Genomic DNA, 16,156 nt, shown 5'->3' on the forward strand with positions numbered 1-16,156 from the left:
TGGATACATGGATTACAGGGTATAATTGAGGTTTGCTTCTTATTTGTATTTCAATACCCTGCAGTCCCCTAAAGATTATAGAAGAAAACTATTTATCATTCTAAACATTATAAAAGAACACGCACATGTTTAAAGAAAATTCAGCTTAGTGCTAGTATAAGCAATTCTTTTCCCACACTCACAAAAAAACAATCGAAGTTGGTTGTTACTATAAAAATATAACTACAAAAAAAACATATAATCTTCGTGTTCATATCTTATTTATTACAATTATATACTACAAGCTTTTTTGGGAGATCACACATCATGCAATAATATGTTATAATGCGTAGTTTCTGTAACAATGTTTAGCGGATATGTAAAACCAAGTATTCAAAAAAAAGCACAAGGAATAGTCATGCTTAATATTTATACTAAGACGAATAATGGGCTTGTCAAAAAGTTACAATTTAACATTGAAGATAATCTTCTCCCTAGTAATATTTTGTGGGTTGATTTACTTCACCCAACAAATGATGAGATGAACTACATTACAAAGCAATATAACCTTGATATTCCAACGCAAGAAGAGCGTGAAGAAATCGAGCTTAGCGCAAGATATTGGGAAGATAATCTCACAATTACTATTAACACGCATTTTCTCGTGCGTATGCAGACAGAAAACAAGGAATTTAGCCTGATTAATGAAACAATTACTTTTATGACGACTAAAAATATTTTATTTACGATTAGATTCAATGATTTTAAGATTTTTGAAGAGATGCAAACACGCATTCTTGCAAGTCCAAAAAACTTTGAAGATGGCTATGATGTGCTTGATAAAATGTTTGAAATTCGTGTAGAAAAAGATGCTGATATACTAGAGTGGATTGATAAAGAGGCAAGAAAGCTACGCATTAATGTCTTGGAAGAAAAGAATGAATACACTTACGACAAAATGCTAAAAGGCATTTCAAGTTTGCAAGAACTCAATATGCGTGTGCGAGATTCACTATTTGATAAACGGCGTACTATTACTTCACTCATTAAAAGTGATAAGATTGATAGCGATATTAAACGCAATCTTACCATTGTTTTAAAGGATTTAAACTCGCTTGTTGAATTTAATGTATCGCAACTCAATGTCCTTGATAATATCCAAACAATTCTAGCAAGTCAGATTAATATCGAGCAGAATAAAATCATTAAGCTATTTACCGTTGCCACTGTTGCTATGATGCCGCCAACTCTTATTGGGACGATTTATGGCATGAACTTTGAGATTATGCCAGAGCTTAAATGGGATTATGGCTATCCACTTGCAGTGCTTGTGATGATTATTTCCACCATACTACCACTTATTGCATTTAAGAAAAAAGGGTGGTTGTAAGATTTATTACATAGCGATTAATAGCTAAAGTCTTTTATCTAAAAACTTTGCTTAAAGTAAATAGCAAGGTGAATTTACATGAGAATCTTTTTTGTAGTTCTTGCTTCTATTTTTGATGCTTGTGGAAAAAAATAATATGTATTTCATTTTGGATGTTCTGTATTCGCTATTTTTTGTTTCTTAAGATCATATAATGTGAATTTGAGTTTATGCGAAAAGGTTGAAATATAGATATGCCAAACAACTCACTACACAAGGCAGATTTACAATATAAAAAATCCGAGAATTAATAAGACACTCGATACTAAATAAGATACGGAATAACAGAAAAATAAATACTTTGCCTATTTGAGATTCAATAGGCTCAAGCTAAAATCTATGGATTCCAAATTTTATCTGTACAGATATAACAGATTGGCGGAAAAGGCTTCAATGGTGAAATTTAAAGCTCTATAAATTGCTACAAAACCTTAATGGTATTAGATATAGCGTTTCTGTCTAAAAGTTTTTAATACTTTTACATAATATTCAGCTTGCTGTGGAGTTCCTAATGTAACTCGACAGAAGTTATCAAACTTAGCAAATTGTCGTCCAACAAGGATATTTTGATTTCTCATATTTTTTGCAAAATCATCATAGCTACCTGTGATTTCATGGAAAATAAAGTTAGCATGTGAAGGCGCATAGCGTAAGCCCAAAAAATCAAGGGTTTTTGTTACAATTTGTCTTGATCTCACATTTGAATTTACGCAATATTGTCTAAAGTTGAAATCAGCAAGTGCCGCAGTAGATGCAACTGCACCGCACACATTAATACCTGCAAGTTGCAAAAAGTCTTTAATCCTTCTTTGCAACTCTGGTGTTGTAACCGCATATCCTACACGCAATCCTGCAAGACCATATATCTTTGAAAATGTGCGTGTTACAATAATATTTTTTGCACCATCTTTTAGGATATCAATACCACTTTTAAATGCAGGATCAATCACATACTCTGCATACGCCTCATCGATAAGGAAAATCGTGCTTTGTTTTGCATTTCTTACCCAAGAATACAGATCGTTTGCAGATACAATGTTTCCTGTTGGATTATTTGGATTGCAAAGATAAACAAGAGAAATACCATCAAACTCTCGCTCACTCTTTTTCATAGCATCAATATTCATGTTAAACTTAGAGTCTAAATCAAAATTCACAACTTCAATACCTAGTGGTTTTGCATAAACAGCAGGGAATTCAAAAGTAGGATTAGGATTTATGATTCTAAATGGCATATTAAGCTCATTAGCCAAATTACTAACAGCATAAATTGCAGCTTGTAATGCAGCCGAAGAACCATTACTCACACATACATTGTCTTCTCTTACTTGATAAAATCTTGCAATACTAGAACGCAATTCCTCTTCAGCTTTGAAAGGATAGAGAGATAAATCTGCTGCCTTTTTGTCCAATGCTTTTTTAACAAGACTTGAAAAACCATACGCACTCTCATTGCTATTTAGCAATAATGGCTTATCTCTAGTAGGCAACTTAAAAGATGTACCGGCAGCCTGCAACGGCGATAAAAAACCACCTAAAGCCAACGCACTAGCAATCGTTCCAGCCTTCAGCACATCGCGTCTATTCATTGTTTGTTCAACACTTTTCATAAGATTAACTCCTTAAAATATGTTATATATGCAGTTTCCATGTCTGCAATAATACACTATTTTCACAGAAAATGCAATAAAAAAAGAAAAAATGTAGTATTTTAAATAAGCTTTTTTTTATGAATTTGAAAATATGAGAAACCTAGAAATGATTATAATGAAAAGCATATTGCACAAAATAACGACGCAAGAATAACAAAATCAAGAATAACAAAATAGATTCTAGGGCATGATAATTGATAATGAAGTATAACAAGCAAGGCTCTAAAGACACACAAAGCCTAAGCAAAAAAAATGTGCGTTTAGAGTAAGAACAACGTTATTGCAACTTCTGTAAAACAATATCAAGTTTGCTTTTTTCATCACATTGCAAAACAATGCTATTCTTTTTTATGGTGCTTTCAATATTATAGGTTTTTAGAATCTCTTGTAAATTTTGCAAGGATTTTGTATAGAGAGATTCTGTAGAATCTTTATTATTTTCTAGTATCTTTGCCTTTGATTTAAGGTTTTTTGCAAGATTTTCTGTTTCTCTTACATTGAGTTTTTGTCCTAATATGCTTTGCAATGCCATCTCTTCGTCATTTGGAGTTAAGCCAATAAGCATTTTTGCATGTCCTTGCGTTATTTTGCCATCTTGGAGTAATTCTCTTGTTTTACCGCTTAATTCAAGCAAACGCAGTGTATTTGTGATTTGTGTGCGAGACTTATGAATCTTTTGTGCGAGTTTTTCCTGTGTGAGATCATATTCTTTTAAAAGTGCTTGATAGCAAAGGGCTAAATCAATAGGGTTTAAATCCTCTCTTTGCACATTTTCTATCAATGCTAATTCACGCATTTTGTAATCTTCTGTGCTAATGACTATGGCTTGTATATGCTCTTTTTGCAGTAATTTTGTAGCACGAAGTCTTCTTTCCCCAGCAATAAGTATGTATCCACCATTTTCATTTTCACGCACGACTATGGGTTGTAAAAGTCCATGCTCTTCTATAGAATCCGCAAGTTCTCTCAAACTCTCACCATTAAAGATTTTACGCGGCTGCATGGGGTTTGGCACAATATCATCGCATTTAATCATCTGCATGTTAGTATCTGAATCTGCATAATTTTTCTCATACACAGCATTAATATCACCAAATAGATTATTAAGCCCACTACCTAACGCTCTTTTTGCCATGCTATTTCCTTTTTTACTTCTTTAATAAAGCTTTTGCAAGACGCATATAAGCTTCATTACCAGCTGACTTGCTATCATATAATGCAATGGGTTTTCCATAACTTGGGGCTTCTGCAAGTTTTACATTATGCGGTATGACCACATAACCTTCTTTGTCATCAAAGAATTTAGTTTTCACATGATTTAATAAATCATCTAAAACTTGCTTTGATAGATTTGTCCTTGAGTTATACATGGTAGGTAAAAAGCCTCTTATTGCTAGACTTGTATTAATGGACTGCTTTATTACCTTGACAGTATTCATAAGTTGGGCTAATCCATCAAGGGCTAAAAACTCGCATTGCACAGGCACAATGAGAGAATTTGCTGCTGTTAAAACATTAATTGTAAGCGGTCCTAATGCGGGTGGCGAATCTATAATAATAAAGTCATAATCCATGCGAATAGATTCTATATATTGCCTAAGAAGTGTTTCCCCTTGACTTTTCTTTTTTGCGTAAAACTCAGATTCTATACCGACTAGATTTTGGTCAGTAGGTGCGATAAATAAATGTTTTAGCGTTGTGCTTTGGATAATATCTTGTATGGAAGTTTGCCCAGACATTACATGATACATTGTAGATTCTATACTATTGCGTTTTATCCCATAGCTTAGCGTAGCATTTGCCTGTGGATCAAAGTCAATAAGCAAAACTTTTTTATTACATAATGCCAAAGATGCGGAAAGATTCACAGCAGTAGTTGTCTTTCCAACGCCACCTTTTTGATTTGCAATGCCAATGACTTCGCCCATGCAATCTCCTTCTTCTTGTAATATTTAACGCAAACTATATAGAATCTTATCATGCAACACTATGCTGCCATCATTTTGTAATAACGCATCTTGCAATGATACTTTATGTGTAATTCCATCTTCATTGATATGTGTATAAAAACGATGATTTTTAGAAAAACTTTGTTTATATCGATTAAAGACTTCATACCATGTCATGTTATTTTGTAAAAAAGCATTGCAAGTAATGCCATGCAATGTTGTATCTATATTTTTTTGTAAAGCAAATTCTACAATGTTAAAGCTTAAAAAATGCAATATTTTTTTGATTATTTGAGATAAAATCTCTGTGCTTATGGATTCTATAGAATCTTTTTGAGATAAATTATTTTGCATTTTGCCTGTTAATAAAGAAGATTTCTCTTCGCTAAAGATATTTAGCCCAACGCCAAATATAACAAAGCCTTTTATATACTGCGTGATTAAACCCCCGACTTTATCATCTTGTAAATAAAAATCATTAGGCCATTTTAACCATAAATCATTATGAAATTCTCTAAATAACTCAAGCAAAATTTGTCCAAAATAAATCGAGCTAGACTGCCTTGGCAAATCTTGTGGCAATAAAGCAATAGGCATAGCACATGATAGATATAATCCACATGATACTTTATCCCATGTGTTTGCACGACTGCCGATACCATTTGTTTGGTTTTTTGTTGCTACTATGCAAATAGATTCCAAATCATTCTTACGGATATAATCAGCCAGCCATACTTGCGTGGAGGGCAATTCCTGTGTCCAAATAAAACGCATATTTACTCTTTAAATGTTTTAAATGTTTTAAATGTTTGCTTTAAAAATACATTAAGTTTCTCTAAGACACCACGCCATTCATATAAATCTTCTTGTATAAATAATTTTGCATTGTCATACCAAATAGTAGAATCATGTTTGCAAAACCTCCCCCATCGCCAGTCGTGTCGTTTATACAATAATACAGCCGTAGGAATGCCTAAAGTCGCACTCAAATGTGCTAATGCGGAATCTATGCTAATCACAAAATCCATATTTAATAAAATCCTAGCACTATCATAAAAGTCTTGAATCTCTTTTGACATATCAATGACACCAAATTCTTTCGCAAGACCAGAATCAATGCCTTCATACTGCAAACTATAATATGTGAAGTTTTTGTGCGGCAGAGATTCTAAAAGCTTTTGTGCGTATATGGACTTTTCTCTTGCGTTTTGAAAATTTGGATTTGAGCTAAAGTTTAGGGCGATCTTTATTTGCTTTTTTGTCTCTATTGTATTATGTGTATTTGTTATAAAGTGATTTTTCGCCTGTGCTTTTGTGCTTAGGAATACATCATCTTTTAGCTCTTCTTTTTGTGCGTAATGCTGATAAGATTCTAAAACTTTTTTTATAGATATTTGAGATTCTGTCATATTTGTGTGTATAAAAGTATCACTTAGTATAGAATCTTTTAAGCCATTAGAATCTTTTATTTGAGATTTTATAAGAAAGGATAATAAGGTATTTCTAAAAGATTCTAAACCTATTTTTACACTCTTTTCATTGGCAAATAAAAAGGCAAGGCTTGGCATGGGGAGTGCTATATCATAATCATCATGCACTTTTTCACTACAAGGCGCATTAAAGCATCTAAAGATTTTACAAAGCTCTTTTGGTGCAAAAATTATCTTTTCTTTACATGAAAGAAGCGGGATAAACCTTGCAAACATAATGCTATCTCCAAAGCCTTGCTCGTGGTAAAGTGCTACTCTCTTATCTTGCAAGAAATCTAATATACTTTTAGAATCCTGAAAAGAAAAATCAAGAAAATGCCTATCCATAGTCTTTGGCAGCATAACTCTTCTATGCTCATAGAGTGCAAAGCCTGTTTGAAACTCATTTAAGCTTAAATATAAATGTGCGAGATTTATTACATATCTTACATCTGGATTTAGGCTAATCGCCCTGCTATATGCCTCTTTTGCTAACTCTATCTCATCATTATAGCGAAGTGCATTTGCGTAGTTAAAATAGAAATTAGAATCTTGTGTGTAGTGTGGCTCTAACTCTCTATAAAGTGTGATAGCAGAATTTAGATCATCTAAATTTGTATAGATTTGTGCTAGATTTATACCCGCATCACCCATACCGCTTTCATAGGCGAGTGAATAATATTTTAATGCGAGTTTAAAGCTACCTATGGCGGCTTGCTGATTAGCTAGATTAAAGATAGCATGTATATCTTTTGGATTAATCTTAATGGCTATCATGTAATGTTGTATAGATCTCTCATAATCTTGTAAATCACCATAGCATTTTGCGAGATTAAAATGTAGGTTTTCATCATCTTTTGGCAGAAGATTCTGTAAAAGTGCTATGGCTTGTAATGTCATATTATTTCTTCTATAAAATTCCGCAAGGTTTAGTGAGAGTGTAAAGACATGCTCTTTATGATGCTTTTTTGCTATCTTTAGTGCGTCTTCAAGGCATTTAATCGCTTCTTGCAGCTGCCCTATATTGTTATAACAAAACGCACATAAACTCCATGCTTCAATATTTGTGCGTTGCTGCATAATAAGCCTTAAACACGCTTCAATGCAGGTTTGCCACTGCTTATTATTAAATAACTGACGAATAGTCTCTATATTCATATAAAACCCTAAAATAATCTAAATAATCGCAAACAATCAAATTTAATACCAAAATAATCAATCTTTTGTTATTCTACATCAATAACGCGATGATATGAAAAACGACTCATGTTTGATAAAACTAAACACAATATTAAGCTTTTGTATTGTAGCTTTGCGATACTTTTGTTTGATGTTAAACCAAGTTATCAAGTATATATCTACCACGCTTCATCAATGCCGATTAAAATGCAACTTGTAAGATAAGGTGCAGCACAATAGGAAAATACCTTACCACCTTTGCCGATTTCATGTAATGCAGAATAGTATCTTTGAGCGAATTTAAAATATCTTACTTTTGCTTTTTTATCGCCAAACTCATCAGCTAAGATCCCACCCACACTCACACCATCTAAGTCATTATGCTGACTTATCCACTCTATATAAAACATAGATAGAATCACATAAGTGCGATAGCCGTGCATTTGCCCTAAATTCATCTTACTAAAAGCAGTGTGTGAGATAATCTTTTTACCATTAAAGCGGACAAAATTTCTCTCATTTGATTGCTTATCGACTTGTTTATAATAGGCTTCTAGCTTTTTTGTATTTTTTTCTAACACTTCACTTGTATCTATGTTTTTCCAAGTTTTGTTTTGATTATATTTTCTTTGTGTATTTTCATTTGCATACAACACAAAAATACTGAAGAAAAGTAACAACAATATGCGGTGCATACAAAGCCTTTTTAAATTTTTGTTATTGTAGCTTAAAAACATTATGATACAATCCCTATTTATCATTTTAACCCAAGGCTTTTGTATGGATAAACACTGGAATGAGGAATGTGCTGTTGTTGGCGCATTTAACTGCGATGAAGCAGCCTTCATGGCATATTACGCCCTTTTTGCAATGCAGCACAGAGGGCAGGAGGCAAGCGGTATAGCAATAAGCAATGGCAAAAATATCACTACTCAAAAAGGGCAAGGACTTGTAACAAAGGTTTTTAGCAAATCAATCTTAGAAAAGCTAAAAGGCTCTAATGCGGTAGGACATAATCGCTATGCAACTGCTGGGGCAGATTCTAATGGCGATTGTCAGCCTATTTTTGCACGTTATGGCTTAGGTGAGATTGCCCTCGTGCATAATGGTAACCTTACAAATGCAAAAAACATTCGCCAATCACTCACGCAGCAAGGTGCGATATTCCAAAGTAATTTAGATACAGAAGTCATTATCCATTTAATCGCAAGAAGCACAAAAAAGCATTTAACCCCGCGTATTATGGAATCTTTACATGAGATTGAGGGGGCATTCTCACTCGTGATTTTAAGTCGCTCTAAAATGTTTGCAGTAAGAGATAGATTTGGTCTTCGTCCATTAAGCTTAGGGGAGATAACAAACAAAGATGGCACAAAGGGCTATATTGTAGCAAGTGAGACTTGCTCTTTTGATCTTGTTGGGGCGAGTTTTGTGCGAGATATTGAGCCGGGGGAGTTAGTCGTATTTGAAAAAAATCGCAATAATGAAACAAAGATTATAAGCATAAAAGTCTTTGAAGAGATTCTAAAACCTTGCGTTTTTGAGTATATCTATTTTGCGCGTCCTGATAGTGTCGTCTTTGGTAAAAGTGTGTATATGGTAAGGAAGAATTTAGGCAAACAATTAGCTTTAGAGCATAAGATTGATGCAGATATTGTTATGCCTGTGCCAGATAGTGGTCTTGCTGTTGCTATTGGATATAGTGAGCAAAGTAAAATCGCATTTGAGTTGGGATTAATTAGAAATCATTATGTAGGTAGAACCTTTATTGAACCAACACAAGAGCTGCGAGAGCTAAAAGTGCGATTAAAGCTTAATCCTATTAGAGAGGTTATTGAAAATAAACGCGTTATAGTCATCGATGATTCGCTTGTGAGAGGCACGACAAGTAAGGCTATCGTGCGATTATTAAAACAAGCCGGTGCAAAGGAAGTGTATCTACTCATTTCTGCACCACCGACTATTTCGCCATGCTATTATGGTGTGGATACACCGAGTAAAAGTGAGCTTATATCCGCAAATAAAAGCAATGATGAGGTAAAAAAATTTATTGGTGCTGACTATCTTGGGTATCTCTCTTTAGAGGGCTTGAAAACTGCGGTAGAACCACATAATTATAGCTATTGTCAAGCATGTTTTGATGGTAACTACTTGCATAATGTAGAATCAAAGTAAAGGGGCATAGGTGAAAATAATGCTAACAGTTGGGCGATATTTTAAACAGCGATTTGGTGAGAAAGTAAGAAAGATTCCAATATCTTTAAGCGGCTTTACTTGTCCTAATATTGATGGCAAGGTCGCAAAAGGTGGCTGCATTTATTGTAAAAATGAGACTTTTTCACCATCGCTTGTAATGAAAAAAAAGCAGAATTCCAATATAGATTCTAACAATACAGAATCTACACAAGAACAAAACATAAAAGATATTACTAAATTAAAAATGAATTTTTCATTGACACAAAATCCACTCTTGCCTACACAATTAAGGGAGATTGAGACACAATTTCACTATCACGCAAACTTTCATAAAAATAAATATGGTATAAAAAAATATATGGTATATTTTCAAAGCTTTACAAACACTTACGCACCATTTGACACACTCAAAGCCCTTTATACAAAGGCATTGAAGCTGCCTGATGTTGTGGGCATGAGTATAGGCACAAGAGTTGATTGCGTAGATTCTAAGCTACTTGATTTTTTAGGAGAGTTTGTAAAAGAGGGTAAAGAAATATGGCTTGAGTATGGAATCCAATCTATCTATGAAGAGACACTCAAGCTTACAAACAGGGGACATACTATGGAGGGTGTAGAATCTCTCTTTAAAGAAACAAGAAAAAGAGGGATAAAGGTGTGCGCGCATTTAATCTATGGCTTACCTAATGAAAGCATAGATATGATGATACACTCATTACAAACCATTCTAAGTTATGGTGTAGATTCTCTAAAAATCCACCCACTCTATGTTGTAGAAGGCACAGCCCTAGCACGCATGTATAAAAAGGGCGAATATACACCAATTACACTGGAAGATTATGGCGAGGCAATAGCAAAGTCGCTTAAACTTATCCCGCCAAATATTGTAATACAGCGAGTTAGTGCTGGAGCGCATGATGAGAGTTTAATCGCACCAAAATGGTGCTTTGATAAAAATATCCAAATGCGTTATTTACGCGATAGACTAAAAAAAGAGGGGATAGATTATTAAGTTTTTGTTGCTTTGTATTTATGATTTATGCGATGTTTATTGAGTCTATTGTGTCTATTGTGTCAAAGTTTTTATATATCTATACTTTCTAATTTTGTATCTATTTGTAAATTTTTAAACTTTGATGACATAATATTTTATAAGATAACGCTAAGCACTAGAACAAAATTTTGTTGTGTCCATAAAAAATACGCCTTATACTTATATTCGTTTATTAACCCAATTGCTAAAAATAGGTTTTATGGGATACTAAAATATATTATGCATTAAAAGCCAAATTACAATTTCTTATCATACCTGCAAGTGTAGGCAAGAGTTTTGTTTGTGTCAGCCACAAGCAAAATATCTTTTATGGAATTCATGTGAGATTATTGCTTTGCTTAATAGGCTATTGCTTGAGTTCTGCACAAAACATTGCTGCATTAAATTTACTTCGTAATGCAAAAAATATTACTCATCTCTCACAAGTAGCAGCCATTGCAGCACTAAAAGATAAAGAATATATGGAATCTTATGTAAAAGAGATTGCATTATTCTTAAACGCATTAGATTTTATTTATTTAACTTTATAAAATAAAGGTAGAATTACCCATTTATTTAAAAGCTATTAAAAAGGAAAAGTATGCTTCGTTTCGCCCCATCGCCAACAGGCGATATGCATATTGGTAATTTGCGTGCTGCTATTTTTAACTATATCATGGCAAAAAAGCTAAAACAACCCTTTATTATTAGGATTGAAGACACAGATTTAGAAAGAAATATAAAGGGAAAAGACAAAGAGATTCTAAACCTTTTACAAACATTTGGATTAGAGTTTTCATCTGTGATTTATCAAAGTGATAATTTTCCACTACATAGGGATTTAGCCCTGCAATTGATAAAGGAAGAAAAAGCATTTTATTGCTATTGCTCTAAAGAATTTTTAGATGAGAAAAGAGAAGAGGCAAAGGCACAAAAGATTGCATTTAGATACAAAGATGAATGGGCGGAGCTTGAAAAAGGGGCAAAAAGCACAAGCCCTATTATACGACTAAGGGCAAATGAGGCGGTTAGCTTTGTAGATTCTATAAAAGGTGAGATTTCATTTAGTGCGAATGAGATTGATAGCTTTGTGATTATGAGAAATGACATTCCTACCTACAACTTTGCGTGTAGCATTGATGATAAAGAGATGAGCTACATTATAAGGGGAGAAGATCATATCAGCAATACACCAAAGCAAATACTCATTAAAAGGGCGTTAGGATTTAGTGAAAATGTAAGATACGCACATTTACCTATCATTCTTAATGAAGAGCATAAAAAAATGTCAAAAAGAGATAAGGCATCAAGTGTAGAATGGCTTCTATTTCAAGGGCTAGAAGCGAGAGCTATTGCAAACTATCTTATTTTGCTAGGCAATACAAAGCTAGAGAATAAACTTGGTGAATTGTTTAGTTTAGAATCTTGTATAGAGCATTTCTGCCTTGAAAATGTTGCGAGTAACCCCGCGCAATTTGATTATAAAAAAATGGCACAAATTAGCAGAGATATTATGCGAGAAAGAGAGATTTCTAGCTTCTATCCACTTTTCACACATTTAGAATCTATTCGCCTACATTCTCCACAAAATTTTGATGATTTAATTACTCTTTATTTGAATGAAGTAGGCACACAAATGGCATTAAAAGAACATATAGATTCTATATTTTTAGAGATAGAGAAAAAGCGGGAGAATCTCGCAGAGTTTCACAATGAATTTGATGGTATCCTTAAGGCATTAAGAGAGAATCTTGATAAGATTCAAGGCTATGACTACAATGAATTTAAAGACTTTATTATAGCCCAAAGTGGATATAAAGGAAAATCTCTTTTTAAACCTTTGAGAATGATTCTAAGCGGACAGGAACACGGCATAGAGCTTGATAAACTCTATCATGCTTTAAAGCCATTTATAAGCGATATTGTAAGGAAATAATATGGGATTAGTATTAAATGCGATTGGAAATATACTTTCATGGGTGATTACATTGTATTGCTGGGTGATTTTTATCAGTGCGATATTACACCTTGCGCGCGCTGATCCATATAGCCAACTCATGGATATTTTAAATAGACTGACATATCCAGCATATTCATTTGTAAAGCGATTTGTAAAAACGGAATTTAATGGCTTAGAACTTGCACCTTTAATAATCATTCTTGTATTGCAGTTTATTAACCTAACGCTTGTTCGATTCTTACTTGCTTTTCATTAATTATTTCATAAAAATAAAGGGGTTTTATGCGATATTTCTCTCTACTTTTTTTTATATTTTCTATAAGTTATGCAGATAGCATTATAGACTTTGGCAAACAGGAAACAAAGACATATAAACCATATGAAGCAAATAAAACAGATTATAATAAAGTAAATCACACAATAGAATCTAGTGTGCAAACACCTACTAAAGTCGCACAAGTAGCAACTGCAAATACGACACATAAAACACAGGCAATAGCCCATTCAAACACACCAACACACAAGGGCAATCATCTCAAAGGACAAGAGTTTTTTAACTATTACATTAAAGGCAAACCAAAGGGTATTGTGCGAGATTTCTACATTTGGCAATATCTCAATGAAAACAAACTCACTGCAGCACAGATTAATGAAGCCTATCAACTCTTAAACGCAAAAAATCCATATTTGCGTAAAACGCTAAAAAATCTTGGCAAAACAGAGAAAATGCCACGCGATATTACATGTCAAAATATGCCAATACAGACTGCATTAAAAGAAGATAACGCATGTCTTGCAATCTCTGTGCGTAATAGAATGGCGGCTTTCAAGACCTTGGGGGCTAAAGAGAGAGAAGCGGTAATTAGTCGTCTTGCTAAAACAAACCCAGATACTACAAGGGCTATTAAGATTCTAGCTACACAAGATCGCACAAGCAATCTTTTTAATGACAATGCAATCGTGTTTAGCATGGTATATCATGCGTTGAGTGCTGATGAAAAATCTAGGATAAAAAGTAAAGATCCAAACAAAGATTTAAACAGATTAAGTGCCTATAATACACAAGGATTCTATTATATTTTAAATTCTATTGCCCTAGATTCTAATGTTAGTAATCTTAAAAGAATGCTTTTATCAAGTGATATACTAGAAGCCCCGCATAATACGCTTTTTCTACTTGGTATTAATGAATTGCGATTTGGTTTAAAAGATAAGGCAATGAACTACTTTAAAAGAGCAAAGCAGAAATCTAATATCGCATTTTTCATTGATAGAGCAGTATTTTGGCAGTATCTTGTGAGTAAAGATAAAAAGTATTTAGAAGAGTTACTACAAAGCAAACATGTAAATATCTTTAGCATTTATGCCGCACAAAAGCTAAATAAAGAACCAAAATATACCATTATTACAAAACTTCCTTCCCTTGCGTTTGATAATCCGCCATTTGATATTAAAGATCCTTATGTATGGCAGAATATCACAAACACCATGCTACACACAAGCGATCCCATAAAACTTGCAAAAGTGATCCCATATTTTTCATACAAAGATACTATGCCACAACTTGCCTATCTCATGCAAAAGATTGACAAACATGCGACAAATTACTACATTACACCTTATGAAGGCTTAGTTAAATGGAACTCAAAAGAAGAACAAAGCTTGGTATTTTCAATCGCAAGGCAAGAAAGCTACTTTATCCCAACGCTTATTTCACGATCTTTTGCACTAGGCATTATGCAGATTATGCCGGCTAATGTGAAGCCATTTGCAAAGGAAATGGGACGCACTGATATAGAATATAATGATCTCTTTGACCCAAAGACTTCATTAGAGATGGGCAGACATTTTATAAAGCAATTGCAAAGAGAGTATAAACACCCGCTTTTTGTTGCCTATGCGTATAATGGCGGACCGGGCTTTTTACGCAGGACTTTAAAGAAAAATGAGCTATTTTTAAAGAATAGAGAGTATGAGCCATGGCTTAGTATGGAGCTTATCCCACTAGAAGAGACAAGGTATTATGGTATGAGAGTATTAGCGAATTTTATTATCTATGAAAAGCTTTTTGGCAAGGAATTAAATCTTGAAAAAATATTAGCTGAAACCTTGCTTTATGAAAATCCAAGTATTAAGAGATAAAACTTTATTGTATTAAAACCTAGAATCTATGGAATCCATATATTCTAGACTATAATGTAGAATCCATTTATCACAAAGGTTATTTTATGAAAAAAATATCTGCATTTTTCTGTTTATGTTTTTTAATGCTACAAGCACAAGGCAATCGCGTTGTAAGTATTGAAGGGTTTAGCACACCACAAGCTATCGCTATGACAAACCTCAGCGTATTTGTAAGTAATCTAGGCGATAATCCCAATCTCACGAAAAGCGGTAGTGGTTTCATCAGTAAGCTTGATAAGACTGGGAAAATCATTGACTTGCAGTTTATAGCAAACCTAAATGTCCCAAAAAGCATGACAATACTTGATAATATTCTCTATGTCGTAGATATGAATATGCTAAAAGGATTTAATCTTACGACAAAAAGACAAGTATTAAATCTCCCTATTAGCGGTGCTAATATGCTGAATGATATTGCAATTAGAGATTCTAATTCATTACTTGTGGCTGATGGTGAGACGGGGTTAGTCCTGCTTGTAGATCTCAAAAAGAAAAGTTATTATACCTTTGTTGCGATTGATAATGCACTTGGTTCGTTGCAAAACATAGCATTAGATAAAAAAGCTCTTTATGCAAGCACTTTTGATAAAGATCAGAAAAAAGGACGCCTTTTACGCATAGACATTGAAACAAAGGAAGTAAGTATAGTCCATGAGTTTGCTGAAAAAATATGTGGCATCGCACTCACTAATCATGGCGGCATCATAGTGGCTACAGAAGGACATAAAAACGCAACAAAGCTATATAAAATCTCTACTAACGCCAAAGTCTATGCGATTGATATCGATGAGGATTTACAATCCCCAGCAAAATTTTTGCTTGATAAACAAGCCTTATGGATACCAAATACACTGAATAATCAAGTCCAAAAGATTATGCCAGAGTGAGAGTTTGTTTTGCTGTGATGTTTCGTGCAATGTTTTTTATGCTTTCTTGATACTATGTGTGTTATGATAGAAATTCTTTTTATTTGGAGTATATATGGGTTTAAGAGAATCTAAAAGAATAAGGTTTATAAAAGAGAATGGCATAGCTACTTTTTTATGGCACACAACATGCAATAGCTGTGTTGTTGGTTATCTATTGCTAATCTATCCAAAACTTGCTTTAAACAAATCTCAATATA

General features: G+C 33.6%; 14 protein-coding genes. 8 read left to right on the forward strand and 6 right to left on the reverse strand.

The window, feature by feature from the left end; all coding sequences use genetic code 11:
- Positions 1 to 397: 397 nt before the first annotated feature.
- Positions 398 to 1,369: a magnesium/cobalt transporter CorA gene (gene corA, locus C6H08_RS02240; protein ID WP_034565783.1), complete on the forward strand. Its 972-nt coding sequence runs from the start codon at positions 398 to 400 to the stop codon at positions 1,367 to 1,369.
- Positions 1,370 to 1,848: 479 nt separating this feature from the next.
- On the opposite strand, the gene C6H08_RS02245 is transcribed toward corA, so the two are convergent.
- The 6 genes from C6H08_RS02245 to C6H08_RS02270 form a co-directional block, all read right to left on the reverse strand.
- Complete coding sequence (locus tag C6H08_RS02245) at positions 1,849 to 3,018, reverse strand: pyridoxal phosphate-dependent aminotransferase (protein ID WP_052100031.1); 1,170 nt, start codon at positions 3,016 to 3,018, stop codon at positions 1,849 to 1,851.
- A 319-nt stretch (positions 3,019 to 3,337) separates the two neighbouring features.
- The gene (locus C6H08_RS02250) at positions 3,338 to 4,195 is read right to left on the reverse strand and encodes a ParB/RepB/Spo0J family partition protein (protein WP_034580145.1); all 858 of its coding nucleotides are present in this window, start codon (positions 4,193 to 4,195) and stop codon (positions 3,338 to 3,340) included.
- Positions 4,196 to 4,208: 13 nt separating this feature from the next.
- Positions 4,209 to 4,988 carry a ParA family protein gene (locus C6H08_RS02255; protein WP_034565786.1) on the reverse strand — a complete coding sequence of 260 codons (780 nt, stop codon included), beginning with the start codon at positions 4,986 to 4,988 and terminating at the stop codon, positions 4,209 to 4,211.
- A 24-nt stretch (positions 4,989 to 5,012) separates the two neighbouring features.
- Positions 5,013 to 5,783: a biotin--[acetyl-CoA-carboxylase] ligase gene (locus C6H08_RS02260; protein ID WP_034565787.1), complete on the reverse strand. Its 771-nt coding sequence runs from the start codon at positions 5,781 to 5,783 to the stop codon at positions 5,013 to 5,015.
- A gap of 2 nt (positions 5,784 to 5,785) precedes the next feature.
- On the reverse strand, positions 5,786 to 7,636 hold the full coding sequence (locus C6H08_RS02265) for a tetratricopeptide repeat-containing glycosyltransferase family protein (RefSeq protein ID WP_034565788.1): 1,851 nt from the start codon (positions 7,634 to 7,636) through the stop codon (positions 5,786 to 5,788).
- A 200-nt stretch (positions 7,637 to 7,836) separates the two neighbouring features.
- Complete coding sequence (locus C6H08_RS02270) at positions 7,837 to 8,352, reverse strand: hypothetical protein (RefSeq protein WP_233708444.1); 516 nt, start codon at positions 8,350 to 8,352, stop codon at positions 7,837 to 7,839.
- A gap of 85 nt (positions 8,353 to 8,437) precedes the next feature.
- Here C6H08_RS02270 and purF point away from each other — a divergent pair, with 85 nt between their 5' ends.
- The 7 genes from purF to C6H08_RS02305 all read left to right on the forward strand — a co-directional run bounded on the left by purF (position 8,438) and on the right by C6H08_RS02305 (position 15,917).
- Positions 8,438 to 9,832, forward strand: a complete 1,395-nt coding sequence (gene purF, locus C6H08_RS02275; protein WP_034580144.1) for an amidophosphoribosyltransferase — start codon at positions 8,438 to 8,440, stop codon at positions 9,830 to 9,832.
- 19 nt (positions 9,833 to 9,851) lie between these two features.
- Positions 9,852 to 10,865 carry a TIGR01212 family radical SAM protein gene (locus tag C6H08_RS02280; protein ID WP_194145875.1) on the forward strand — a complete coding sequence of 338 codons (1,014 nt, stop codon included), beginning with the start codon at positions 9,852 to 9,854 and terminating at the stop codon, positions 10,863 to 10,865.
- 362 nt (positions 10,866 to 11,227) lie between these two features.
- A complete protein-coding gene (locus tag C6H08_RS02285; RefSeq protein WP_080732138.1) occupies positions 11,228 to 11,437 on the forward strand; it encodes a hypothetical protein in 210 nt (69 codons plus the stop codon).
- Between the two features lie 50 nt (positions 11,438 to 11,487).
- Complete coding sequence (gene gltX, locus C6H08_RS02290) at positions 11,488 to 12,822, forward strand: glutamate--tRNA ligase (RefSeq protein ID WP_034562510.1); 1,335 nt, start codon at positions 11,488 to 11,490, stop codon at positions 12,820 to 12,822.
- Position 12,823: 1 nt separating this feature from the next.
- Entirely contained in the window at positions 12,824 to 13,102 is a 279-nt protein-coding gene (locus C6H08_RS02295; protein WP_005218428.1) for a YggT family protein, read from the forward strand.
- A 26-nt stretch (positions 13,103 to 13,128) separates the two neighbouring features.
- A complete protein-coding gene (locus C6H08_RS02300) occupies positions 13,129 to 14,988 on the forward strand; it encodes a lytic transglycosylase domain-containing protein (RefSeq protein WP_034562512.1) in 1,860 nt (619 codons plus the stop codon).
- Between the two features lie 86 nt (positions 14,989 to 15,074).
- Positions 15,075 to 15,917, forward strand: a complete 843-nt coding sequence (locus C6H08_RS02305) for an SMP-30/gluconolactonase/LRE family protein (protein WP_034562514.1) — start codon at positions 15,075 to 15,077, stop codon at positions 15,915 to 15,917.
- Positions 15,918 to 16,156 lie beyond the last annotated feature (239 nt).

Source organism: Helicobacter bilis (genome assembly GCF_900198365.1).
In the GTDB taxonomy this organism is placed as follows: domain Bacteria; phylum Campylobacterota; class Campylobacteria; order Campylobacterales; family Helicobacteraceae; genus Helicobacter_A; species Helicobacter_A bilis_B.

What these genes read in the sequence shown, in the direction of transcription:
- C6H08_RS02300 (WP_034562512.1), top strand. Translation starts at nt 13,129, where the DNA reads ATGCGATATTTCTCTCTACTTTTTTTTATATTTTCTATAAGTTATGCA.
- C6H08_RS02305 (WP_034562514.1), top strand. Translation starts at nt 15,075, where the DNA reads ATGAAAAAAATATCTGCATTTTTCTGTTTATGTTTTTTAATGCTACAA.
- C6H08_RS02270 (WP_233708444.1), bottom strand. Translation starts at nt 8,352, where the DNA reads ATGCACCGCATATTGTTGTTACTTTTCTTCAGTATTTTTGTGTTGTAT.
- purF (WP_034580144.1), top strand. Translation starts at nt 8,438, where the DNA reads ATGGATAAACACTGGAATGAGGAATGTGCTGTTGTTGGCGCATTTAAC.
- gltX (WP_034562510.1), top strand. Translation starts at nt 11,488, where the DNA reads ATGCTTCGTTTCGCCCCATCGCCAACAGGCGATATGCATATTGGTAAT.
- corA (WP_034565783.1), top strand. Translation starts at nt 398, where the DNA reads ATGCTTAATATTTATACTAAGACGAATAATGGGCTTGTCAAAAAGTTA.
- C6H08_RS02265 (WP_034565788.1), bottom strand. Translation starts at nt 7,636, where the DNA reads ATGAATATAGAGACTATTCGTCAGTTATTTAATAATAAGCAGTGGCAA.
- C6H08_RS02280 (WP_194145875.1), top strand. Translation starts at nt 9,852, where the DNA reads ATGCTAACAGTTGGGCGATATTTTAAACAGCGATTTGGTGAGAAAGTA.
- C6H08_RS02245 (WP_052100031.1), bottom strand. Translation starts at nt 3,018, where the DNA reads ATGAAAAGTGTTGAACAAACAATGAATAGACGCGATGTGCTGAAGGCT.
- C6H08_RS02250 (WP_034580145.1), bottom strand. Translation starts at nt 4,195, where the DNA reads ATGGCAAAAAGAGCGTTAGGTAGTGGGCTTAATAATCTATTTGGTGAT.
- C6H08_RS02255 (WP_034565786.1), bottom strand. Translation starts at nt 4,988, where the DNA reads ATGGGCGAAGTCATTGGCATTGCAAATCAAAAAGGTGGCGTTGGAAAG.
- C6H08_RS02295 (WP_005218428.1), top strand. Translation starts at nt 12,824, where the DNA reads ATGGGATTAGTATTAAATGCGATTGGAAATATACTTTCATGGGTGATT.
- C6H08_RS02260 (WP_034565787.1), bottom strand. Translation starts at nt 5,783, where the DNA reads ATGCGTTTTATTTGGACACAGGAATTGCCCTCCACGCAAGTATGGCTG.